Source organism: Geobacter benzoatilyticus (genome assembly GCF_017338855.1).
Lineage (GTDB): Bacteria > Desulfobacterota > Desulfuromonadia > Geobacterales > Geobacteraceae > Geobacter > Geobacter benzoatilyticus.
The window spans coordinates 820806-844164 of record NZ_CP071382.1; the positions used below are offsets into that span (position 1 = coordinate 820806).

Here is a 23359-nt window from a genome sequence, read left to right on the forward strand (position 1 = left end):
ACCGGGAACCGGAAACGGGAAAAAGATGAAAACGGGAATTCTTGGCGGCACCTTCAACCCGATCCACTATGCCCATCTTCGCATCGCAGAGGAGGTGCGGGACAAGTTCGCCCTGGACCAGGTCATCTTCATCCCCGCTGCCTCCCCCCCCCACAAGCCGATGGCTGGAGAGCTTCCCTTCGCCGTCCGCTGCGAGATGGTCCGCCTCGCCACCCGGGACAACCCCTCGTTTGCCGTCTCGGACATCGAAGGGCGGCGGCCGGGAAAATCCTACTCCATCGACACCCTGCGCGAACTGCGGCGCGAGCGTCCCGGCGACGAGTTTTTCTTCATCATCGGCAGCGATTCGTTCATGGACTTCGGATCATGGCATGAATACGAAGCCATTTTTTCCACATGCAACATCGTGGCGGTCGACAGGCCAGGGGCTCTCATTCGCGATCCGGCAGCGGCCCTCCCCGTTGCGGTAGCCCCCCAGTTCTGCTATCATGCCGCCGGAAAACGCCTTTCCCACCGCTCGGGATACTCGGTCTACCACCTGGCAGGCACCCCCCTGGACATCTCATCGAGCGCGATACGGAACCTCGCCCGACAGGGGCGCTCCGTAAGATATCTGGTGCCTGACCCCGTAGCACACTATATTACTGAACAAAGGATTTACACCCATGACCGATAAACCTACCCTCACCCCCCGCGAACGGGCCCTTGAATGCGCCCGCCTTGCCCTGGACAAGAAAGCCCTCGACGTGAAGATCATGGAGATCGGCCGGCTGTCATCCATTGCCGACTACCTCGTGCTCGCTTCGGGCCGCTCCGACAAGCAGGCACAGGCCATTGCCGATTCGGTGAAAAAGGGACTCAAGAAATACGGCAAGGCGCTCGATGTGGAGGGGCTGAAGGAAGGAAACTGGATCGTCGTCGACTACGGTGATGTTCTGGTTCACGTCTTTCAGGAGGAGATCCGCCGTTACTACGACCTGGACGGGCTCTGGGCCGCGGCTGACCGGGTTGAAATCCCCACTGCCTACCTCTGGGAAGGAACAGAAGGAACCCCTGAATGAAGCTGAAGGTCCTCTGGGTCGGCAAAACCCAGGAGGAGTGGCTCCGGCGGGGCATCGACGAGTACGCCGGCCGGATCAGGCGCTACACCCCCCTGGAGATCGCCGAGGCAAGGGAGGAGAAGGGAGCCGCTGCCGAAGCCATGCGGGCCAGGGAATGCGAGCGGCTGGAGAAACTGGTGCCGAAAAATGCCCGGCTCGTTCTGCTGGATGAACGGGGCGACCAGCTGACATCCCCCCAACTGGCCACGTTTATCGAAAAAAGCCGTGACAGCGCCGTTCCCGAGATGGTCTTCGCCATCGGCGGCGCCTACGGCTTTGCCGACAGCTTCCGGGCCCGGGCAGACAAGGTACTGGGCCTTTCGCAGCTCACCTTCACCCACCAGATGGTGCGGGTATTCCTTCTCGAGCAGATATACCGTGCCCACACCATCATCAACGGCGAGCCCTATCACCACTGAACTTCATTCGTTTCATTACTTATTCCGGAGGAACCATGACCCGACCGCTCATGCTCATGATCCTCGACGGCTGGGGGATCAACCCCAACGCCGAGAACAACGCCGTAACCCAGGCCCGGACCCCGAACCTGGACACCCTCCTCGCCACCTATCCCAATGCTGAAATGCTGACATCCGGCATGGCAGTCGGGCTGCCCGACGGCCAGATGGGGAACTCCGAGGTGGGGCACCTGAACATCGGAGCGGGGCGGGTTGTCTACCAGGACCTCACCCGCATAACCAAGGCGATTCAGGACGGCGACTTTTTCACCAACCCGGTCCTTCTGGATTGCATGGCAAAGACCAGGGCCGCCGGGGGACGGCTCCACCTGTCGGGACTCCTCTCCGACGGCGGCGTCCACTCCCACAACACCCACCTCTACGCCCTGCTGGAACTGGCGAAGCGCGAGGGAATCAGAGACGTCTTCGTTCATGCCATCCTCGACGGCCGGGACACTCCCCCGAAAAGCGGCATCGACTACCTGGCGCAGCTTGAAGCGGAAATCTCCCGCATCGGCGTTGGTTCCGTTGCCACGGTCATGGGACGGTACTGGGCCATGGACCGGGACAACCGCTGGGAGCGGGTGGAGCGTGCCTACAACGCCATTGTTCGCGGCGAAGGAACCGGAAGAAGCAGCTCGGCCGACGCCATCGAGGCGAGTTACGCGGCCGACGTGACCGACGAATTCGTGGAACCGGCCGTAATCATGCAGGACGGAGCACCGCGTGGACAGCTTCGGGACGGCGACGGTTTTATCTTCTTCAACTTCCGCTCCGACCGGGCAAGGGAGATTACCCGGGCGCTGGCCCTCGCCGACTGCCCGGGCTTCGGGCGCGAGAACCGGCCCAGCCTGGCTTCCTACGTCTGCATGACCGAGTATGACGCCACCTTCGGCCTCCCCATCGCCTTCGGCCCCGAAGAGCTGAAGAACATCCTCGGCGACGTCCTGGGCCGCGCGGGACTCCGGCAGCTGCGGATTGCCGAGACCGAGAAATACGCCCATGTCACCTTCTTTTTCAACGGCGGCATCGAGGAGCCTTTCCCCCTCGAAGAGCGCTGCCTCATCCCCTCCCCCAAGGAGGTGGCCACCTACGACCTGAAGCCGGAGATGAGCGCCTATCTCGTTACCGACGAACTACTGAATCGGCTGGAGAGCGACGCCTACGATGTCGTCATCGTCAATTTCGCCAACGCCGACATGGTGGGGCACACCGGCATCCTGGAAGCAGCCAGGAAGGCCATGGAGGCGGTGGATACCTGCGTGGGGAGAATCGTGGCGAAAGTGCGGGAGAAGGGGGGCGCCGTCATCATAACCGCCGACCACGGCAACGCCGAGATGATGACTGACGAGACCGGTGGACCGCACACGGCCCACACGAACGGACCTGTTCCCCTGATACTGGTGGACGACAACCGGAAAGGGGCAAAGCTCAGGGCCGGCACCCTGGCCGACATCGCCCCGACGATGCTGGAGATTCTTGGCATTTCCCAACCGGCGGAGATGACCGGAAAAAGCCTCATCGTCAAATACTGACATTTTTTTGACACCGCTATAATTTCTGACAAAAAAAAGGCGCCACACTTCAGTGGCGCCTTTTTAAATTTCCTCCAGCGGCTTCAACCGTCCCGCTTACCCTTCTTCTTCCTCGCCGAAGGTGATTTCGCGGTATTCACGCTCCTCTTCGACGCGACGGGTCTGCGCCTGGAGCTTCTCCATGTCCGATTGGCACCGGACGCAGAAGCGGGCAAAGGGCATCACCTTGAGACGTCCCAGCGGAATTTCCTCCTCGCACTCTTCGCAAATTCCGTATTCGCCGTCCTCTATCCGTAGCAGCGCCTCATCGATCTGACGCAGCTTGTCCCGCTCGCGATCGTTGAGAAGCAGCCCGAGTTCGCGATCGCGCTCGCTGGAAGCCTGGTCATAGATGTCACCGGTGGGCTCGCTGGTGGCCGACTCGGACCCCGACTTCAGCACTTTGTTTATCCCTGCAAGAATTTCACTCTTCGACTTCAGGAGAAGAGCCTTCATTTCGTCTTGTTTTTCAACCATTTACATCACTCCATCACTATAAGGTGGGCCAAAAGGTCCCGAAATGTTACTCAAAAAACAACGATTGTCAAGCAATTTTCAGGCCCATCATTCCTCAACAATTTCCCCGATGAGGTCATAATCGGATGAATCGGTGATCCGCAGCCGCACAATATCCCCCACGTTGGCATTGCCGGCGGTAATGTATACCTGCCCGTCGATGTCGGGAGCCTGCCGGGACGAGCGCCCCTTGAGGAGCAGGTCGGTCTCGTCGCTGTAACCCTCAACGATTACCTCCTCCTCGGTATCGATGAGGCGGCGGTTGCGTTTGAAGGAGAGGCGGGCCTGGACTTTCATGAGCTTTTTGTAGCGGTCCCGCTTGACCCGCTCGGACACCTGGTCTTCCATCCCGGCGGCAGGGGTCCCTTCCTCCCGGGAATAGCAGAATACGCCGAGGCGGTCGAACTGGGTCTCCTCCACATAGTGGAGCAGGGTGCGGAAATCTTCGTCGGTTTCACCGGGAAAGCCGACGATTATCGAAGTGCGTAGAGCTATTTCGGGGATTTCACTCCTCAGCCGCGAAATGAGCTCCCGGATCTGGGGCTCAGTGCTCCGGCGGTTCATCCGTTTCAGGATCGGATCGCTGATATGCTGGATCGGTATATCAAGGTACTTGCAGACCTTCGGCTCGTTCTTGATGATCTCGATGAGGCCGTCGGTAATCCCGTCGGGGTAGGCGTAGAGGAGCCTGATCCACCGAAGCCCCGCAATCTTCGCCAGCTCGCGGATGAGCTCCTCCAGAGTCGGGCTTCCCGGCAGATCGCGCCCCCAGGCGGTGATATCCTGGGCAATGAGGTTGATCTCCCTGGCGCCATTGGATACGAGGGTCCGGGCCTCCATGAGGAGGTTGTCCATCGGGCGCGAGCGCAAAGCCCCCCGCAGCGACGGGATGACGCAGTAGGAGCAGCAGTTGGAGCACCCCTCGGCAATCTTCAGATAGGCGGTGTAGGCCGGCGACGATTTCAGCCGCGGCAGGCTCTCGTCGAAAATGTAATTGGGGTCGCTGATGTAGCGGAGCTGTTCCGCCACGCCGCGCTTTTCGGCGATTATCCCGGCAATGCGCGGGTAGTCGGCGGTCCCGATAAAGATGTCCACTTCGGGGAGTTCCGCCGCCAGTTCCTCCTGATAGCGCTGGGGAAGGCAGCCCGTGACGATGAGGAGTTTGCACCGGCCGTCTTGCTTGCGGTCGGCCAGATCGAGAATCGTGTCGATGCTCTCTTTCTTTGCATCACCGATGAAGGAGCAGGTATTGACGATGATGATGTCGGCCTCGTGTTCGTCGGTGGTAATCTCGTACTGGTCCTTCGCCAGGCAGCCGAGCATCACCTCGGCGTCCACCAGGTTCTTGGGGCAGCCGAGGCTGACCATGCTTACTTTTTCCTTCATTAAATCCGCTCCCTCCCTGTACCGCTATAATGTCTAATCCCTGAAATTCACGAACTGCAACTCGATCCCCAGATCCTTCCCCTTGAGGGTCCGGATCGCATCCTGGAGGTCGTCCCGGTTCTTGCCGGTGACCCGCACCTGGTCGTCCTGGATCTGCCCCTGAACCTTGAGCTTGGTATCCTTGATGACGGCCACGACCTCCTTACCCTTCTCCTTGGAGATCCCCTGCTGGATGCTGATTATCTGCCGCACCATGCCGCCGGAGGCGGACTCGGCCTTTCCGTACTGGAGGGCCTTGGGGGAGATTCCCCTCTTGACGAACTTGGACTGGAGAATGTCGACGATGGCCTTGAGGCGGAAGTCGTCATCGGCGAGGACCTTGATCGAGTCCTTTTCGAGAGTTACCTCGCTTTTCGACCCCTTGAAGTCGTAGCGCTGGCCGATCTCCTTGACGGCCTGATTGACCGCGTTGTCCACTTCCTGCATATCCACTTTGGAAACGATGTCGAACGAAGGCATCAGTCCCTCCTTATAAAATTTGTTATCTTCCCCCCATGGGGTTCCGTATTACCTCAACGCCCTTGGGGACATTGAAGGTGAAAAGCGAGGCTTTCACCCCCCGGTTTACCTTTACCTTGCTGAACACTATGGTCGTCCGGTTGCCGAGCTGGTCGAAGACAACCGAAGAGACGATGGGAAACGGCACCGTTGCCCGCCCTTTTGCCAGATACTCCTCAACGGCGCGTCCCGAAACAGTGAGGTGGAGCTTCTGGAATGCCTGCCCGCCCTTTTTCGGCACGAGCTCAAGGACGTAGTTCCCCTGGCCGTCCTGCCCATTCCCCACGAACCGCGCCGTAAAGTCGCGGGAGACCTCCCCCATGCCCGTCAGGTACGAAAGGGCCACGCCTCCGCCACCCTCAAAAAGCGACGCCGCGTCCATGGTCATCACCTGGCGGTTCTCGGGAAGGTAATACCAGACGGTCTTGCCGTTGGAGACAATTTCCTGGCGGGGTTTGGTGTAATTGAAGCGGAACATGGCCGCCCCCTTGTCTTTGCGGATAAAGACCTCGCCGGCGCCGCTCTGCGCTCTTTTCACCGAAGCCATTTCAGACCGCTGGGAGAAAGAGGCCTGCATATCACGCAGCGAGTCGTATCCCTTCTCCAGCGCCGTCACTACCTCGCCGACGGAAGCAGCACCGGCAAAGGCGGGCGTCATGGCCATAATCGCCGCGACAAGGCACGGCAGAAGAAAACGGAGCATTTGGTTCCTCCTCAACGGATTGTTACCTGCGCAAACAGCAAGGGCGGCATGATACATACCGCCCCTGCCAACACGCAGCTGCGAATTACCGGACTTCAGCGGCCACGGGGAGGTTTCGTCACCTGCACTCCCGGCGGAACGGCAAAGGTGAACAGGCTGTCGCTCAACATGATGTTGGTCCGCACGTTGCTGAATTCCATGAGGGTCGTGCTACCCTGGTGGTCGATCATGGTGGTTGAAAGGATGGGGAATGCCCACTCCTGCTGTGCCATTGAGGAAAAGGTATTCGCGATGTTCCTTCCGTTCTGGACATAGTTGATGACCGCATCACGATGAACGACGATGAAAAGCTTCGAGATGCCGGCGGTTGATCTGCGGGGGCTCAGTTCCAGCACATAGTTGCCGGCAACATCCTCCCTCTGGGATGAAAAAATGATCTGAAAATCCTTGGATATCCGCGACAAACCCTGGAGAAAATTCGACGCCCGGTCCCGGTCGGGATCAAAGGTGAACGGATTGAAGACCTGCGACACATCACTAACTATGACCTGGCGGTTCTCGGGGAGGTACGTCCAGAGGGTCCGGCCGTTGGAAACAATCTCCTGCTTCAAGGGTCGGAAGTAGTCAAAACGGAACATGAGCGGTTCACGGCTGGTGGCCGCCTTGAGGAACATCTGGCCTTCGCCCCTCATTTCCTTCTCCTTCCCCGCGACCGTAGAGCGCTGGAAGAAGTCGGCGGTAACCGTGGAGAGGGGCGGAAGGCCGGTATTCCTGTCCGTCTTGAACGACTTCTCCACCGTATCTATCACATCCTGGAGACCGACGTTCACCCTTCCAACCGGAGCAGCCATGGCGGGAAGAGCCATCGAAAACAGCGCAATGAATGCCGCAAAGAGCCTGAACCCCTTCATGTCCCCTCCGCACATGCGCTAAAGCTGCCTGATGGGCTGCTGCAGCGCCCTGACCATAATTATCCCCGTCGCCGTATTGAACTCCAGGCTCCGCCCGTAGTCCTCTCCAATATCTTCGGCCACCAGCGGAATGCCGCATCGCTCCAGCGCCGCCCGGGCCGTAGTTACATTGCGTTCGCCGATGCCGCCATGGGCCGAGCGATACTTGGGCTCAAACATTGTGGCGCCACCGGCCAATTTTGCCACAAGTCGTCCGGGGGCGCAACCGCATTTGACGAGCTCGTCAACCATGAGTTCAACAGCCCAGCAGGTGAACTTAGCCGTCTTTTCGGTCCCTTTCACATCGCGCACGGGTGCCGGCAGAAGGGTATGGGCTAGCCCGCCGGCACGCGCATCAGGATCATAGAGGGCAATGCCGACACAGGAGCCCAGCCCGTAGGTCACAAGAACGGCGGGAGCAAGCGCGACCTTATGCTCCGATATGCCGACGCTTATGATAAGACTCAAAGCTTAACCCCGATGGCGTTCAGGATTATCTTTAGAGACTCGGGGTCGGGAAGGAGGAAAAACTGGCCGTTGATTTTTTCTTCTTCACCGAAGAAATCGGTTTCAACCACGAGGGCCAGGTCACCCACCTTGCCCAGTTCTATGAGAGCATAATCTATGACCGCGCCGGCCATGTCGAAGGAGAGAACCGGCACGGAAGGAATCAGCGTTTTCCCCATGAGGGTGCCCAGGGCGTTCAGATATGCGGAAGCGAGAATGTTCCCCACCTCTTTGAGGGCGGACATCTCCAACTCGGTAAGGAGCGCCCCTTCGCTCTTGTCCCGGGGCAATAGTTTTGAGAGAAGCTTCAAGGCACTGTCCCTTGGAAGGACGATCAGAATATTCCCCCGGGCGTCACCAAGCATCTGGAGATAAATTCCGACGACTATCTGCTCGGCACCGCCGAAAAACTCAGGCACTTTAGAAATATCGGTCAAGAGGACCTTGGGAACGGTGAGCGATATCCCTCTGCCAATAAGTTGCGAAAGAGCGGTAGCAGCATGGGCCACACCGATATTGCTCACCTCCCGCAGCGCATCCAGATGCTCCTCTGTCAATGCATCGAATCTCATGCAGCTTTTCCCCCTATTCCATTTCTTCACAAGCCCCGGCGCCGGCCATCTACCGGAAAGAAGAACCGTCAGTAGACTTACTCCGCACTCACTCGCCCGATGACTTCCTTCACCCTCTCGGGATTAAAAGGCTTCAGGATGAAATCCCTGGCACCTACACTCTGTGCTTTCTGGACCAGGGATTCCTGCCCCACGGCGCTGCAGATGACAACCCTGGCATTGGGGTCGATGGCCATAATCTCGCGGAGCGCCTCGATACCGTTCTTGACGGGCATAATGATGTCAAGCGTCACAATGTCGGGCCGGACATCACGGTAGGTCAGCACCGCTTCCCCCCCGTCAGCCGCCTCGGCCACAATCTCGTAACCGTCTTGCTCAAGGATATTTCTCAGCATGTTCCGCATAAACAGGGCATCGTCAACTATCATCACTCTTTTTTTAGCCATGTATCCTCCATATTCGGGCTTTCAGAGTCATTCCCGGAAAATTCGCCGCCGTTTCCATATCAATAGGCCGTCAAACGGCTCTTCTGATAAATCCGTTCCATGGGACAAAGGGTGGTGAACCGTTGCCGGACTTCCCCGACGACGGTCTCCGCTTTGCCGAGCACCAACACTCCGCCGGTGTGCAGAGAAGATGCAAACTCGTGGAGAATCCTCACCTGCTCTCCCCGCTCAAAGTAAATGAGGACGTTTCTGCACAGAATCAGGTCACTCTCAATGAAAGAGCGGAAATCAAACAGGTCGTTGCGGCGGAATTCCACCATCTCCTTTACGGCCGGGTCAAGCCTGCTCCGGTCGCCCGCAGGCGAAAAATAACGCTCCCTGACCCCACCGGCAACTTCGGCCAGCCGCTCGGGGCCATATATCCCCGTTCGTGCAGCATCAAGAATCCTCTCATCTATATCGGTCGCCACGAGCGAAATCTTGAATTCTTTCAGTTCCTCCGGGAACGAATCTTTCAGGATAATCGCCAGGGAGTACGGCTCCTCCCCGCCGGCGCAACCGGCACTCCAGAAAGTGGTGCGGTTCCGGCCCTCGCGCCGCAGCCTCGCGAAGAGCGCCGGGAGAATATCCCCCCTCAGCTTTTCAAAGGTGGTGCCATTGCGGAAGAACTGGCTGACGTTGATGGTGAGTCCATCCAGAAGAATATCCAGTTCCCGTTCATTCCGGGCCAGGAGGTCGCAATAAACATCCGCCGTTTCTGAATGGGTGGCCCGCACCCGGATGGCGATCCGCCGCTTCAGGTACTTTTCCTTATAACTCCCGATGTCGAAATTCCGGCGGGCTTTGAGAATCTCCCTGACCTGCCCCAGGGCATCATCCGGGAAGTCAACGGGAGTTTCTTCATGAACGGACGGGGTTTGCGAGTGAAAAATCATTGCCGTGAGCCTTGTGTCGTACCCATGATATCAAACACTACAGACAAAAAAACGTTTCCGCCACAACAGAAAATACCCGGCAAATATTATTGCCCATCGCAAAAATGATTGTATCCCCCCTGAGAAACAACAGCCTCTTGGCCGTCAGCCCCAACCACCACAAGTTTATCGCCAGCGGTTATTTCCCCGATCTCCACCGCGGCCACGCCACTGCCCGCAAGAATGTGGGCAACCTCCCCGCATCTCCCGGCCGGCACGGTAAAGAGCAACTCGTAATCCTCGCCGCCGGTCAGCGCCAGCAACGCAGGATCCGGAGCAACATCATGGGCATGTTCGCGGAACCAGGGTGAACGTGGAATGAGACCGGAATCAAGCCGTGCGCCGACTCCGGAGAGTTCCAGAATATGCCCCAGATCAGCGGCAAGGCCGTCGCTCACATCGATCATGGCAGAGGGAACCCCGGCACGGCCGAGGAGGATGCCGGCACGGACCCGGGGAGTCGGGTCCAGGTGTCGGTCAACGGCCCACCCCTGCCGCTCTCCCCGCCGCAGCAACTCGAGCCCCAGAGCCGAATCGCCAATGGTGCCGGTGACGAAGACGCGGTCACCGGGACGGGCTCCGCTGCGGCGGACCACGAACTCCGGCTCCTGCTCCCCATGGAGGGTGACGGAAATGACCAGCCCGCTGCGCGACCGGCAGGTATCGCCGCCGACAAGGGTAACGCCATGCTCACCGGCAAGGGAGAGCATCCCCTCGGTAAACCGGTCGATGAACTCAACCGTTATCCCCGGCGGCACGGCAAGGGAGAGAAGAAAGTGGCGAGGTTCCCCGCCCATGGCTGCCACGTCGGAGAGGTTCACCGCCAGGGACTTTCTCCCGAGACGGTAGGGATCGGTGTAGGCAAGGTCGAAGTGGACCCCCTCCAGGAGCATGTCGGAGGTGACCAGGAGCCACCGGCCGGGGGTCGGTTCCACAGCGGCGGCATCATCACCGATCCCGATCCGCACCCCCGCACCGTCGACAACTCGGGAAGAAATCCGCCCGATGAGCCCGAACTCTCCAATCTCCCGAAGCTTCAACTCTTAGCCCCGGCAAGAGCTCCTTTTCGGGGGGCGGCCAGGCCCCTCCGGGGGGGTGCTTTGGCCGTTGCGGCCGTTTTCCCCTCGCCTGCGGGGCGGGGGGGCGGAAAGGTCTCCAGAGCCACAGAAAGAACGTCGTCTATCACTTTTGCGGGAACGACCGTTACCTTCCTGAGGATGTGCTTGGGAACCTCCTCAAGGTCCTTCATGTTCTGCTCGGGGATGACGATGGTCTTGATGCCCATCCTGATTGCGGCGAGCATCTTCTCCTTGAGGCCGCCTATGGGGAGGACTTTCCCCCGCAAGGTAATCTCCCCCGTCATGGCAACGTCCTTGCGGACCGGCACCCGCGTCAGGGCCGAAACAAGGGCCGTGGTCATGGTGACGCCGGCCGAGGGGCCGTCCTTGGGAATGGCGCCTGCCGGCACGTGAACATGGATGTCCAGGGAGGAGAGAAAATCCTCGGCGAGGTGGAATTCCTTGGCCTTGGAGCGGATGTAGGATAGGGCGGCCTGTACCGACTCCTTCATGACGTCGCCCAGGTATCCGGTGAGGGTGAGCCCACCCTTGCCCTTCATGATGGTCGCCTCCACAAAGAGGACTTCTCCCCCCACCGGCGTCCACGCAAGGCCGGTAACGGTGCCCACCTCGTTCTTCTCCATCTCCACTTCCCGAAGGAACCGGGCCGGCCCCAGGTATTTTGCCACCGTTGCCGGCGTGATCCGGAAACGCCGGGTCTCTCCCTCGGCGACCTTGCGGGCGACCTTGCGGCAGACGCTGCCGATTTCCCGCTCCAGGTTCCGCAGCCCCGCTTCCCTGGTGTATTTGGAGATAATCACGCGCAACGCGTCGTCGCTGAAGACGATCTCCTTTTCGGAGATGCCGTTATCCTTCATCTGCCGGGGAACCAGGTAGCGCTTGGCAATCTCCAGCTTCTCCTCCTCGGTGTATCCCGACAGCTGGATCACCTCCATCCGGTCGCGGAGGGGGCCCGGTACCGTATCAATCTGGTTTGCCGTGGCGATGAACATCACGTTGGACAGATTGAAGGGAAGGTTGATGTAGTGGTCAGAGAACATGTGGTTCTGCTCCGGATCCAGCACCTCCAGCAGAGCCGAGGAGGGATCGCCCCGGAAATCGGCCCCCAGCTTGTCCAGTTCGTCCAGCATGAAGACGGGGTTGTTGGAGCCGGCCTGCTTGAGCCCCTGGATAATCCGGCCGGGGAGGGCCCCCACGTAGGTGCGCCTGTGTCCCCGGATTTCCGCCTCGTCACGCACCCCGCCGAGGGAAATGCGGACGAACTTCCGCCCCATGGCCCGGGCAATGGACTTGCCGAGGGAGGTCTTGCCGACCCCCGGAGGTCCCACGAAGCAGAGGATCGGCCCCTTCATCCTCTTGCGGAGCTTGCGCACGGCGAGAAACTCCAGAATCCGCTCCTTGATCTTCTCCAGATAAAAGTGATCCTCGTCGAGAATCTGGTGGGCCCGCTTGATATCGAGAACGTCCTTGGTCGCCTTGCCCCAGGGGAGTTCCACCATCCAGTCAAGGAACGTGCGGAGCATTCCCGCCTCTGCGGCATCCGGGTGCATCTGCTCAAGACGCCCCAGCTGCTTGAAGGCCTCTTTCTCCACTGCGGGGGGCATCTTGGCCTGCTCGATTGCCTTGCGGAGCTCGCTGATCTCCTCAGTGCGGGGGTCGGTTTCCCCCAACTCCTGCTGGATGGCCCGGAGCTGCTCCCGGAGATAGTACTCCCGCTGGCTCTTCCCCATCTCCTCCTTGGCGGCCGACTGGATTTTCACCTGCATGTCGAGGAGTTCGTGCTCTTTGTTGAGGTGCTCGTTAACCTTCTGCAGGCGTTGAATGGGGTCGATAATCTCCAGAAGCGCCTGGGCATCGTCCACCTTGAGGCCGATGTTGCTGGCAATCAGATCTGCCAGGCTTCCCGGTTCCTGCATATTCTCCACGATCACCAGAACTTCCGGCGACACAGCCTTGCCAAGGGAAACGATCTGGGTCAGCTGCTCCTTGACGGCCCTCATGAGGGCCTCCGTCTCCAGTGTCTCATCGGGGGCGGGAGGCTCCACAATCCGCTCGATCCTGACCGAATAGGCAGGTTTCGACTCAACGTACTCAAGAATTCGCCCCTTGGCGAGCCCCTGGACGAGCACCTTCACCCGCCCATCGGGCAGCTTCAGCATCCGCATGATCATCGCAACGGTGCCGACGGTGTAAATCCCCTCGGGAGTGGGCTCTTCGTCGCCCATCTCCTTCTGTGTCGCCAGGAAGATCAGGCGGTCCTGGGAAAGGGCCTGGTCCACCGCATTGATGGAAATCTCCCGCCCCACGAAGAGCGGGAGGATCATATACGGGTAGACCACCACATCCCGCACCGGCAACAGCGGCAGGACATCCGGTATTTTCAGTTCCTCGTTTTCCTGCCGTGGTTCTGTATTTTCAGTATCTGCCATGTTACGTATCTCCTTGTTCTATCGGTATCTCGCGGATAATCTTGCCCCGATCCGAGAGCCGGGGGAAAGTTACAACCAGGACCCCCCTCCGGAAAGTGGCCTTTACTGCACTGAGATCCACCGTCGGCGGAATCTCGACGGTTCGGCAGAAACGCCCGAACCTGCGCTCCAGACAGATGTAGCTTACACCGTCATGGGTGTCTTCATGCTTGACCCCTTCCAGAATCAACATGTTACAGCACAGCTTAAGGGACAAATCTCCCTGCTCGATGCCGGGAAGCTCGAATTCCACAGCAAATTCTTCCGGAGTCTCGAAAATGTCGATGGAGGGGAAATATTCGCACTCGCTCCAACGCTCCCCTTCTCCGGTACTGGCAATGTAGTCAAAGACCTCTTCCATCTGCCGTTGCAGCAGAGAAAGCCAGTCGCGCGGTTCTTTAGGTATTACGGCCATAGCACCCCCGTGATTCGGAAAGGCCAGTTAACCAGAACCTCTACCCCCTGAATGGACCGGGCCGGCTCTGGAGTCTTAGTTTAATCATCTAATCATCTTTGTGCCCGAAGTCAAGGCAATCCGGCGCGGTAGTCACCATGCCGGAAAACCATCGGGAATCCCGCGCCCTTACTGCCATGGCGCTTCAAAAGAGGTTAATCGATTGAATTTTGCCACCCCACTGTGTATAATCCCCCGAATTGCATATCCGGCCTAACACTGTCCAGTATCGATTCCGCTCCCTTCATCCGGGCACTGCGCCGCATTGACGGCCCTCTGCTTCGCCCAGCCGGTCCATCAGCGCCACCGCCACTCCGGAACGCCGCAACGTTCGGGACCGACAGCGGGAAAACTGCCGCCGAGCACCTTCCCGCACAACCAGAACCTGCCATAAAAAACGCAGCGGCAGGTATCGCAACACCATTTCACTTTAGATTTCAGGAGGACACTGCGTGATATATTGCAGAACGATCTTGATCCCGACCCTCCTCTTCCAGCTTGCCATCGCAACCCCCATGACCGCGGGAGCCGAGAACCGCTGTGACGATGCAAAACGCATAGCAGCCACCTTTGCAACAAATCCCCATAACGAAAAGTCAAAAGATGCCGAGAAGCAAATCCTCGACTATTGTCCCGACGGAGCTGCCGGTTATTTCGTCCAGGGGTTAAGGGCCGAGCGGGAAGCACGGCATGACGACGCGATCAGGAATTACAGCGAAGCCATCCGCCTTGACCCGGCCTTTCCCCGGGCCCAGGGAAACCTCGGCCTTGCCCTTCTCGAGAAGGGAAGCTACGACGACGCGGTAGTGGAACTGACCCGGGCCATATCATCGGACCCGGACCCCCGCTATCACCAGGGCCTTGCCGGGATATTCGGCAAGCGCAAGCTATACTCCCTGGCCCTCTACCATTACGCCGAAGCGGCCAAGGGGCTCCCTTCCGACCCGGAAATCCCCACGGAACTTGCCGGTCTGTACCAGGATATGGGCAAAGGAGACGACGCTGAAAAGCAGTACCGCAAGGCGCTCAGGATCTCCCCCTCCTACGAAGGCGCCCGCCTGGGCCTTGCCTCACTCTATATGGCGGGAGGAGAGATCAATCGGGCAATAGCGGAACTGAAGCAGGCCCAGATCGCCAATCCCGGCAACAAAGAGATCAACCTTCTGCTTGCCGAGGCCTATGAGAAAGCAGGGGATCATAAGGCTGCCGACTATGAATCGCTTCTGGCGGGAAAGCAGCGCGGCGTCCTCTCCGACGAGCGCCTCAGGCGAGGCGACGAACTGATGCAGGCCAAGGAATACGCAAAGGCCGCCGAAGAGTTCAAGGCCGCCCTCCGGGAAAAACCCGACTGGCCCGCCGCCCTCATAAAGCTCACCGACGCCCAGACAGCAGCCGGCCTTGACGATGATGCCATTGCCTCCTACAAGGAACTCATCCGGCTCAGAATCGGCGGAGGCGATACCCACTACAACCTCGGCGTTGTTTATGAGCGCAAGGGCCTCATCGACGAGGCGGTGGTCGAGTACAAGCAAGCCATCCACGATTCTCCCGGCAACGGCGATGCCCGCAGGCGCCTGGCAGACATATACGCGCTCAGGGGCAACCATCCCCAGGCTATCGAACAGTACAAGGAACTTCTCAAGAAGGGGGACAGCAATCCCCTGCTCCATCTGAAACTTGCCCGGGCGCACCTGAGCGCCAAAAATCCGCAGGAAGCCGTCACCTCCTATCAGGAGGCCATCCGTACCGCCCCGGACAACCTTGAGGCACGGCGGGAGCTGGCGGCCCTATACCGCAAAAGCAACATGACCAACGAGGCGGAACAACAGTACCGGGAAATACTCCGGATCAACAAGCACGACGCGGAAGCCCGCAATGTCCTCACCGCCATTTACGTGAAGACAAAGAAATATGACGACCTTATCTCATTGCTGCAAGAAGGGGTGGAACTCGCTCCCGACGATCCGGCAAGCCATTACAAGCTCGGCCTAATCTATGAATTCAAAAAAGATTACAATGCTGCCGAGGAACGGTACAAAAAAGCCATCGATCTGAAGGGGGACCACGCCAAGAGCCTCAATGCCCTGGGACGCATCTACCTTAAGACCGGCAAGATCAATGAAGCCAAGGAAGTTCTGGAAGCAGCCAAGAAAGCCGACCCCGGCATGGAAGAAACGGCTGTTCTCCTGAGCAACATCAAGGATGAACTTTCTCCGGATACCCCCCGCTTCAGCAAAAAGTACCGGAAAGCAAAAGCGACCAAAGGGGTCAAGAAGAAATCCAAAAAGAGTTCTGCCAAGAAAACGTCCAAAAAGAGTTCAAAAAAGAAAGCAACAACCAAAAGCAAGGCCACAAAAAAAGCTAAGACGACCAAAAAAACCAAGAAAAATTAGCCCTACGGAAAAGCACCCGAGGCTTTCTTCTTCCTTGTTCTCACCATAAAAAAGGGCCGGCATCAGCCGGCCCTTAAATACATCTACCATCCGCTTGCCTACTTGGAAGATTCGTCCTTCTTCTTCTCCGGCTTGATCTCAATTTCCTCTTTTTCGTCCGATGCACGCTTAAAATTCCGGATACTCTTGCCAAGAGCGGCACCGATCTCGGGCAGCCGGCCTGCGCCGAATACCACCAGCACTATGACGAGGATGACTATAAGCTCAGGCATTCCAAATCCAAACATACCGGGCGTACCTCCTTTTCCTGATAACTATCAGCAAGTATTTCATCTGACTGTCGAAAAATCAAGCATCGCATCTCGCACTCCGCCCAGTCAAACCTCTTGGCGCATAACAAATTTTCCTGTATTTTCTATCCTTCTATCGATATAATCCATTCGAGTTTATGACAAATACAAGTTTTTTGAGTTGCCGGTTACCTATTAGTTAAAGCGATATGCTTCACTCTCTCCGATTGGTATGGTAAACTCGCCACGCTCAACAACCCCATGTGCAAGGGCTGCCCATGACCAACAGACACATTCTCCTTGTTGAAGATAATCCCGACGACGAGGTTTTGACGCTTCGCGCTCTTCGCAAGCACAACACCGCCTCCGAGATTAGCGTGGCCCATGATGGGGTCGAAGCCCTTGATTTCCTTTTCGGTTCAGGAGCCCACGAAAAACGCGATACGAGTACCATGCCCAGCCTGGTGCTGCTTGACCTGAAACTCCCGAAAGTCGACGGGCTCGAGGTCCTGCGGCGGATCAGAAGCGACGAGCGGACAAGACTTCTACCCGTGGTGATTTTCACCTCATCCAATGAAGAGCAGGATATTCTGGAATGCCACTCCCTCGGCGCCAACAGCTACATCCGCAAACCGGTCGATTTCAATCAACTGAGTGAAACGCTTCGCGTCATCGGCACCTACTGGCTCACCCTGAATCTGACCCCAAAACTATCAAACGCGACCAAATAAGCTCCAGCGGGGCGTCAGCCATCCCTTGCCCCAGCTGGGCCTTAAGGCCGCCACGCCTTTTTCCCCGATGCAAACGCTCCCCAGGCGTGGTAGTATCCTTCCATGGACCGCTACACCCTGGTAAGTGACCATACTCCCCGCGGAGACCAGCCGAGAGCCATCGAAGAACTGTGCGAGGGAATCCTCCGGGGCGACCCCCACCAGGTTCTTCTCGGCGTCACCGGTTCGGGGAAAACGTTCACCATGGCGAACGTCATCGCCGCCACCAACCGTCCCGCCCTGGTCCTGGCCCCCAACAAGACCCTGGCTGCCCAGCTCTACGGCGAGTTCAAGGAGCTTTTCCCCCACAACGCCGTGGAGTACTTCGTCTCCTACTACGACTACTACCAGCCGGAGGCGTACATCCCCACCACCGACACCTTCATCGAGAAGGACTCCTCCATAAACGACGAAATAGACAAGCTGCGCCATGCCGCCACCCGCAGCCTCCTGACGCGCCGCGACGTCATCATCGTCGCATCGGTATCGTGCATCTACGGCATCGGCTCCCCTGCCGAATATCAGGCAATGCACATCTTCTTCCACGAGGGGGAGGAATATGGCCGGGACACGCTTCTTCGCAAGCTGGTGGATATCCAGTACGAGCGAAACGACGTGGACTTCCACCGGGGGACTTTCCGGGTGAGGGGGGACATCGTGGAGATATTCCCGGCCCACGAAGACGAGAAGGCGCTGCGGGTCGAGTTCTTCGGCGACACGGTGGATGCCATCACGGAGATCGATCCCCTGCGAGGCGTGGCGCACCAGCGGCTCGCCAAGTGCGCCATCTACCCCGCCTCCCACTACGTTGCCACCCGGGAGACCCTGGAGCGGGCCATCGAGGAGATCCGGCTCGCCCTGCGGGAGAGGCTCCAGTGGTTCCGGGAGCAAAACATGCTCGTGGAGGCCCAGCGGATTGAGCAGCGCACCATGTTCGACCTGGAGATGATGGAGGAGATGGGGTTCTGCCAGGGGATCGAGAACTACTCCCGCCACTTCGATGGTCGGATGCCCGGAGAGCCCCCCTACACCCTTCTCGACTATTTTCCGAAGGACTTCCTTCTGTTCATCGACGAATCCCACATTACCGTTTCCCAGGTGGGTGGAATGTACCGGGGGGACCGCAGCCGCAAGGAAACCCTGGTGAACTACGGGTTCCGGCTCCCTTCGGCCCTGGATAACCGCCCCCTTACGTTCCGGGAGTTTACCGAGCGCCTCAACCAGGCGGTCTACGTCTCCGCAACCCCAGCCGACTACGAACTGCAGCAGGCCGGCGGCGTGGTGGTAGAACAGGTGATCCGCCCCACCGGCCTCCTGGATCCGGTCATCGAGGTGCGGCCCGCGTCAGGACAGGTGGACGACCTCCTCCACGAAGTCCGCGAAACCGTGGCCAGGGGCGAGCGGGTGCTGGTCACCACCCTCACCAAGCGGATGGCCGAGGAACTGACCAACTACTACCGGGACCTGGGGGTGCGGGTGCGCTACCTCCACTCGGACATCGACACCATCCAGAGAATGCAGATCATCCGGGACCTTCGCCTCGGCGAGTTCGACGTACTGGTGGGGATCAACCTCCTGCGGGAGGGGCTCGACATCCCCGAAGTCTCGCTGGTGGCTATCCTCGACGCCGACAAGGAGGGGTTCCTCCGCTCGGCCCGCTCCCTCATCCAGACCTGCGGCAGGGCAGCCCGCAACGTAATGGGGCGGGTCATCATGTACGCCGACACCATAACAGGCTCAATGCAGGCCTGTATTGACGAGACTTCCCGGCGCCGGGCGATCCAGGAAGCCTTCAATGCCGAGCATGGGATTATCCCCCAAACGGTGAAGAAGGGGCTCCGCAGCATCCTCGAATCCATAGAGGAGCGGGACTACTACACGATTCCGATTGCCGCCGAGACACCTGAGTCGTACATGCCTGCCGATGAAATACCGAAGATGGTCAAAAAACTGCGCAAAGAGATGCTTGCCTTTGCCAAGAATCTGGAGTTCGAAAAGGCGGCGGAGCTCCGCGACCGTATAAAGACGCTGGAAGAGCGGCAACTTCAACTCCACCCCTGAGATGCCGGAGACTGCATGAAAACACCCGTGATACTGCTTGTCGAGAATGAACCTTTTTTTCTTTCCCTTCTGAAGGATTTCCTCAAAAATTCCCCGGTCACGGTCCTCACCGCAACGGACGGCAAAGAAGCACTGAGAATCGCCCGTGAGCAGAAGCCAAACCTGATTTATATGAATCTCCGGTTGCCTGACATGGACGGAATGGCCTGTTGCGAACAGATCAAGGGGGACAGCGACCTGCGATCCATTCCGGTGATAATGATGGTCAAGGAGGGCAAGGAACATGCCCCGAAGCCAGGACTCGCTGCCGGATGCGACGGGGTAATTACAAAGCCCGTTGACCGGCGCGAGTTTCTCGAAGCGGGCCGCCGCTTCATCCCCCAGGTGGAAAGGCGACATCCGCGGGTCAGATGCGCCGCCCTGGCCGTGTTCAATGCCGGGGGGTCGAGTTTCCACGGATCAATCGAAGACATCAGTTTCCGCGGCGTCTATGTGGTATCTCGATGCAACATTGAGATCGAAGACCGGATACGGCTCGGATTCTTCATCCCCGGCAGCGATCTCATCGAGACCGACGCCAGGGTAGCGTGGGTCAACCAGGGGCACCGGCGGGTCAAACCGGTTCTTCCGGAAGGGTTCGGAGTAGAGTTTCTAAGCATTGCCCCCAACGCCTTCGACCAGGTGAAGCGCTTCATTGCCTCCACCTCTCCGCACCAATGAACAGGGGTCGGCAAATGCAAGAAAACTCTACGGCGGTTCTCCCGAAAACATCTCCCTACTCGCGCTATGCTCTGGCACTGCTCCTGGGAGTCAACCTTCTCAACTACATAGACCGGCAGGTCCTCTACGCGGTTTTTCCCCTCATCCAGCAAGACTTCGCCCTTTCCGACACGGCCCTCGGCCTTCTCGGCAGTGCGTTCATGATAACCTACATGGTTTCAGCCCCCTTTTTCGGGTGGCTCGGCGACCGCTGGAGCAGAACTCGACTTGCCGCAACGGGGCTTGCCATCTGGAGCGTGGCCACGGCTGCCGCTGGCCTTGCTCCAACCTACCGGCTCCTGTTTGCCGCCCGCACCACGGTCGGCATCGGCGAAGCCAGCTTCGGCACGGTTTCCCCCGGCCTCCTGGCCGATTTCTTCGACCGGGAGCGCCGGGGCCGCATACTATCCCTCTTTTACCTGGCAATCCCCGTTGGGAGCGCCCTGGGCTATCTGCTGGGAGGAGTGGTGGGCCAGCACTGGGGATGGCATGCCGCGTTCCTGATCGTCGGTTTGCCGGGACTGCTGCTGGTTCTGCCGGTCTGGCTCATGCGGGAGCCGCTCCGGAATCCGGGCCCCGTACCGGAGCAGAACGCGGCCACCGGACGCGGCAGCTACCGCTCTCTGCTCAGGAACCGTTCCTTCATTGCCAACACCCTGGCCATGGCGGCTATGACTTTCGCTCTGGGTGGCCTCGCCCAGTGGATACCGACATTCCTGTACCGGGAGCACGGCCTCGGCGTCGCCGCCGGCAACACCCTATTCGGCGGCCTCACAGTGGTGACCGGCATCTGCGGCACCCTTGCCGGCGGCTGGCTCGGCGACCGGCTCCAGCGCCGCACGCCGAAGGGATATCTTCTGGTCTCCGGATGGGGATTCCTCCTGGGCGCCCCGGCCGCCGCCTACGCCATCCTGACCCCCTCCCTTTACCATTGCGTTGGGGCCATGTTTCTGGCCGAATTTTTCCTATTCCTCAATACCGGCCCCCTTAACACCGTCATCATCAACGTCACCCCCCCGGCAATCCGCGCCATGGCTTTCGCCGTAAACATCTTCTTCATCCACGCCCTGGGCGATGCCATCTCTCCCACCATCCTCGGCCGCCTTTCGGATCTATGGGGACTGCGCGCCGCCCTCCTCTCAACACCGCTCGCAATCCTGGGGGCCGCCCTCTTTGCCATTCTCTGCTGCCGCACCATCGAAAAAGACATGGAGCGGGCAGGGCAGTGATTGTCCCGTACCACTTCCGTTCCACCGGGAACTGTGCTAAGAAAACTTCATAATCCATTTCGGGAGGAAGTGATGAAAAAAGATATCCTCGAAAAGGGGGCGATTCTCCAGCGGGATCGGGAGACCTACGCGATTGCCCCCCATATCCCAGGCGGCATAACCGACACCGCCACCCTCCGCAAGATCTGCGACGTGGCCGACCGCTACGGCATCAAGGAGCTGAAGATAACTTCGGCCCAGCGCATTGCCCTGATGGGAGTGAAAGAAGAAGACCTGGACACCATCTGGGCCGACCTGGGAGAACGGCCTGGGGCCGCCATCGGGCTCTGCGTCCGGAGCGTGAAAATTTGCCCCGGCACCACATGGTGCAAGCGGGGGGTGCAGGATTCCGTGGCGCTCGGGCTCAAAATCGACGCCATTTACCATGCCATGGAGCTCCCCAACAAGATGAAGATGGGGGTTTCGGGTTGCATGATCAATTGCGCCGAGACAATGCTCAAGGATATCGGGATATCGGGAACCCCGAAGGGATGGCGTGTTTACGTGGGAGGCAACGCCGGTGCCCGCCCCCGCATCGGGGACGTCCTGACCGACACCGGTCCCGGCGATGATGAGGTTCTGGAAATTGTCGCGCGCGTCGTCGACTACTACAAGAGCTGCGGCAGCGAGCAAAGGCTGGGGAGAATCGTGGAACAGATGGGAATCGAAGCTTTCAGGAAAGCGGTGATGGGAGAATAATCCCTGGCTCGGGCGGCGGTAACGGGCGAGTTACCGCCGCTTCTCACCGTCTGCGGTCCCGGCGGCTTCGCCCCTCGCAGAGCAGATCGCCGGCACCGGAAAGCCGCGCCACTTCCCCTTCCCCGAATACCCGGACCGTCCCGTACTCCCCGTCGTACCCCCCCTGCCGGAAAACTCTTCCTGCACGGATGCGCGCTACCGCCTCGGCAAGCAGGGGCGAAATCTCCCGGATATCCTCCGGCGCGGCCCTTAGCAAAAGCCCGAACTCAGAGCCAAACAGAGCCACCAGCCGCGAATACAGGCCCATAACCCCCTTTGTGCCGGGACCTGCCCCCAATATCTCCCCCAGCACCTCCGGCAGCGGCACGAGGCTGAAAAAACCGGGTGCATCGGGAGCGTGCAGCGGGCCATGCCGGTCGGCCAGCTCCAGGACCCGATGAAGGACCCCGACGGTAAGGGGACGGCCGCAGCCGGGGCACCGGCCGCCAAGGCGCCGGGTCTCTTCCGGCACAAGACGGACCGAACAGGCCCGGTGGCCATCCAGGTGATACTTCCCCTCTTCTGGGAAAAACTCAACGGTCCCCCGGAAAGTCTCGCAACGGTTTTCCTTCAGGGCATCACGCAGCGAAAAAAAGTCGAAGCCGGTGGCGAAGAGGTTTGCCTCCCTCCCGAGGCGGGATGGGGAGTGGCAGTCGGAGTTGGAGATGAGCGCGAACCGGTCCAGAGCCGAAACCATCCTGTTCATGGCCGGATCGGAGGAAAGACCGGTCTCCAGGGCGAAAACGTAAGGCGCAAGATCGCCGAAGCACTCTTCCACCGTATCGAATCCCGAGCGGGAACCGAAGAGGGAAAACCATGGGGTCCAGATGTGGGCCGGGACGAGGAATCCACCTGGGGCCTCCTCCAGAACCATCTCCAGAAGATCCCTGGAGTCGAGGCGAAGAATCGGGCGGCCGTCCGACTCGATGTTGCCGATTCCCGCAAGCCTGGCGGCTAGGCGCTCCGCCGACGCCATATCCGGGACGTAGACGAGGTTGTGGACCTTTCGGACGGCACCATGACGCTTGTATATGCAGCTTATCTCCGTTGACAGGACAAAGCGGACCGATGCCGGAACCGGGGGATGTCCCGGCAGGGGAGAAGGTATCGTTTCTCCCCGGAGCCGAAAGAAGCCCGGCTCGGCAGCAACCAGCATCTCCCTGAGGATGCTGAGCCAGCCGGGATGGGTAAAATCCCCCGTCCCAACCACATCGATCCCCTTCACCCCGGCCCAGCCCGCCAGCCCCGCAAGGTTGCACTCGCGGCTCGTGGCCCGGGAAAAAGCGGAATGGACATGGAGATCAGCGCAATATTCCCTCAAGGGACCCCCCAAAC

General features: G+C 59.3%; 24 protein-coding genes. 10 read left to right on the forward strand and 14 right to left on the reverse strand.

Annotated features, from left to right (window positions below):
- Positions 1 to 25 precede the first annotated feature (25 nt).
- From nadD to gpmI, 4 genes are read left to right on the forward strand one after another with little or no spacing between them, the layout of a single operon-like run.
- Positions 26 to 676 carry a nicotinate-nucleotide adenylyltransferase gene (gene nadD / locus JZM60_RS03895; RefSeq protein WP_207164212.1) on the forward strand — a complete coding sequence of 217 codons (651 nt, stop codon included), beginning with the start codon at positions 26 to 28 and terminating at the stop codon, positions 674 to 676.
- Positions 666 to 1061, forward strand: coding sequence for a ribosome silencing factor (rsfS, locus tag JZM60_RS03900; RefSeq protein WP_207164213.1), 396 nt, complete (start codon positions 666 to 668; stop codon positions 1059 to 1061). The genes nadD and rsfS overlap by 11 nt, the downstream gene beginning before the upstream one ends.
- Complete coding sequence (locus tag JZM60_RS03905; RefSeq protein ID WP_207164214.1) at positions 1058 to 1519, forward strand: 23S rRNA (pseudouridine(1915)-N(3))-methyltransferase RlmH; 462 nt, start codon at positions 1058 to 1060, stop codon at positions 1517 to 1519. Before rsfS ends, JZM60_RS03905 begins: the two co-directional genes overlap by 4 nt.
- A gap of 35 nt (positions 1520 to 1554) precedes the next feature.
- On the forward strand, positions 1555 to 3093 hold the full coding sequence (gene gpmI, locus JZM60_RS03910) for a 2,3-bisphosphoglycerate-independent phosphoglycerate mutase (protein ID WP_207164215.1): 1539 nt from the start codon (positions 1555 to 1557) through the stop codon (positions 3091 to 3093).
- 96 nt (positions 3094 to 3189) lie between these two features.
- On the opposite strand, the gene JZM60_RS03915 is transcribed toward gpmI, so the two are convergent.
- From JZM60_RS03915 to JZM60_RS03970, 12 genes are all read right to left on the reverse strand, one after another.
- Entirely contained in the window at positions 3190 to 3609 is a 420-nt protein-coding gene (locus JZM60_RS03915) for a TraR/DksA family transcriptional regulator (RefSeq protein WP_207164216.1), read from the reverse strand.
- An 87-nt stretch (positions 3610 to 3696) separates the two neighbouring features.
- The gene (gene rimO / locus JZM60_RS03920; protein WP_207164217.1) at positions 3697 to 5034 is read right to left on the reverse strand and encodes a 30S ribosomal protein S12 methylthiotransferase RimO; all 1338 of its coding nucleotides are present in this window, start codon (positions 5032 to 5034) and stop codon (positions 3697 to 3699) included.
- 33 nt (positions 5035 to 5067) lie between these two features.
- Positions 5068 to 5553 carry a YajQ family cyclic di-GMP-binding protein gene (locus JZM60_RS03925; RefSeq protein ID WP_207164218.1) on the reverse strand — a complete coding sequence of 162 codons (486 nt, stop codon included), beginning with the start codon at positions 5551 to 5553 and terminating at the stop codon, positions 5068 to 5070.
- Between the two features lie 22 nt (positions 5554 to 5575).
- A complete protein-coding gene (locus JZM60_RS03930) occupies positions 5576 to 6295 on the reverse strand; it encodes a LolA family protein (RefSeq protein ID WP_207164219.1) in 720 nt (239 codons plus the stop codon).
- 95 nt (positions 6296 to 6390) lie between these two features.
- Positions 6391 to 7206 carry a LolA family protein gene (locus JZM60_RS03935; protein ID WP_207164220.1) on the reverse strand — a complete coding sequence of 272 codons (816 nt, stop codon included), beginning with the start codon at positions 7204 to 7206 and terminating at the stop codon, positions 6391 to 6393.
- A gap of 18 nt (positions 7207 to 7224) precedes the next feature.
- On the reverse strand, positions 7225 to 7713 hold the full coding sequence (locus JZM60_RS03940; RefSeq protein WP_207164221.1) for a chemotaxis protein CheD: 489 nt from the start codon (positions 7711 to 7713) through the stop codon (positions 7225 to 7227).
- Positions 7710 to 8324 (reverse strand): chemotaxis protein CheC, encoded by a 615-nt coding sequence (locus JZM60_RS03945; RefSeq protein ID WP_207164222.1) that lies wholly within the window; start codon positions 8322 to 8324, stop codon positions 7710 to 7712. The genes JZM60_RS03940 and JZM60_RS03945 overlap by 4 nt, the downstream gene beginning before the upstream one ends.
- A gap of 77 nt (positions 8325 to 8401) precedes the next feature.
- Positions 8402 to 8770, reverse strand: coding sequence for a response regulator (locus JZM60_RS03950; RefSeq protein WP_207164223.1), 369 nt, complete (start codon positions 8768 to 8770; stop codon positions 8402 to 8404).
- A 59-nt stretch (positions 8771 to 8829) separates the two neighbouring features.
- Positions 8830 to 9705: a CheR family methyltransferase gene (locus JZM60_RS03955; RefSeq protein ID WP_207164224.1), complete on the reverse strand. Its 876-nt coding sequence runs from the start codon at positions 9703 to 9705 to the stop codon at positions 8830 to 8832.
- An 86-nt stretch (positions 9706 to 9791) separates the two neighbouring features.
- Complete coding sequence (gene thiL / locus JZM60_RS03960; protein ID WP_207164225.1) at positions 9792 to 10784, reverse strand: thiamine-phosphate kinase; 993 nt, start codon at positions 10782 to 10784, stop codon at positions 9792 to 9794.
- Positions 10781 to 13252, reverse strand: a complete 2472-nt coding sequence (lon, locus tag JZM60_RS03965) for an endopeptidase La (protein WP_207164226.1) — start codon at positions 13250 to 13252, stop codon at positions 10781 to 10783. Before lon ends, thiL begins: the two co-directional genes overlap by 4 nt.
- Position 13253: 1 nt before the next feature.
- On the reverse strand, positions 13254 to 13706 hold the full coding sequence (locus JZM60_RS03970; RefSeq protein ID WP_207164227.1) for an Hsp20/alpha crystallin family protein: 453 nt from the start codon (positions 13704 to 13706) through the stop codon (positions 13254 to 13256).
- A 512-nt stretch (positions 13707 to 14218) separates the two neighbouring features.
- Between JZM60_RS03970 and JZM60_RS03975 the strand changes: the two genes are divergently transcribed.
- The gene (locus JZM60_RS03975) at positions 14219 to 16138 is read left to right on the forward strand and encodes a tetratricopeptide repeat protein (protein WP_241426362.1); all 1920 of its coding nucleotides are present in this window, start codon (positions 14219 to 14221) and stop codon (positions 16136 to 16138) included.
- A 98-nt stretch (positions 16139 to 16236) separates the two neighbouring features.
- On the opposite strand, the gene JZM60_RS03980 is transcribed toward JZM60_RS03975, so the two are convergent.
- Positions 16237 to 16425 carry a twin-arginine translocase TatA/TatE family subunit gene (locus tag JZM60_RS03980; protein ID WP_207164229.1) on the reverse strand — a complete coding sequence of 63 codons (189 nt, stop codon included), beginning with the start codon at positions 16423 to 16425 and terminating at the stop codon, positions 16237 to 16239.
- 281 nt (positions 16426 to 16706) lie between these two features.
- Between JZM60_RS03980 and JZM60_RS03985 the strand changes: the two genes are divergently transcribed.
- The 5 genes from JZM60_RS03985 (at position 16707) to JZM60_RS04005 (ending at position 21985) form a co-directional block, all read left to right on the forward strand.
- Positions 16707 to 17159, forward strand: coding sequence for a response regulator (locus tag JZM60_RS03985; RefSeq protein WP_207164230.1), 453 nt, complete (start codon positions 16707 to 16709; stop codon positions 17157 to 17159).
- Positions 17160 to 17261: 102 nt separating this feature from the next.
- Positions 17262 to 19259, forward strand: coding sequence for an excinuclease ABC subunit UvrB (uvrB, locus tag JZM60_RS03990; protein ID WP_207164231.1), 1998 nt, complete (start codon positions 17262 to 17264; stop codon positions 19257 to 19259).
- A 15-nt stretch (positions 19260 to 19274) separates the two neighbouring features.
- The gene (locus tag JZM60_RS03995) at positions 19275 to 19979 is read left to right on the forward strand and encodes a response regulator (protein WP_207164232.1); all 705 of its coding nucleotides are present in this window, start codon (positions 19275 to 19277) and stop codon (positions 19977 to 19979) included.
- Positions 19980 to 19993: 14 nt separating this feature from the next.
- Positions 19994 to 21247: a spinster family MFS transporter gene (locus JZM60_RS04000; RefSeq protein ID WP_207164233.1), complete on the forward strand. Its 1254-nt coding sequence runs from the start codon at positions 19994 to 19996 to the stop codon at positions 21245 to 21247.
- Positions 21248 to 21319: 72 nt separating this feature from the next.
- Positions 21320 to 21985, forward strand: coding sequence for a nitrite/sulfite reductase domain-containing protein (locus tag JZM60_RS04005; RefSeq protein ID WP_207164234.1), 666 nt, complete (start codon positions 21320 to 21322; stop codon positions 21983 to 21985).
- A 43-nt stretch (positions 21986 to 22028) separates the two neighbouring features.
- Here JZM60_RS04005 and JZM60_RS04010 read toward each other — a convergent pair whose 3' ends face one another.
- The gene (locus tag JZM60_RS04010; protein ID WP_241426363.1) at positions 22029 to 23345 is read right to left on the reverse strand and encodes an endonuclease Q family protein; all 1317 of its coding nucleotides are present in this window, start codon (positions 23343 to 23345) and stop codon (positions 22029 to 22031) included.
- Positions 23346 to 23359: the final 14 nt, after the last annotated feature.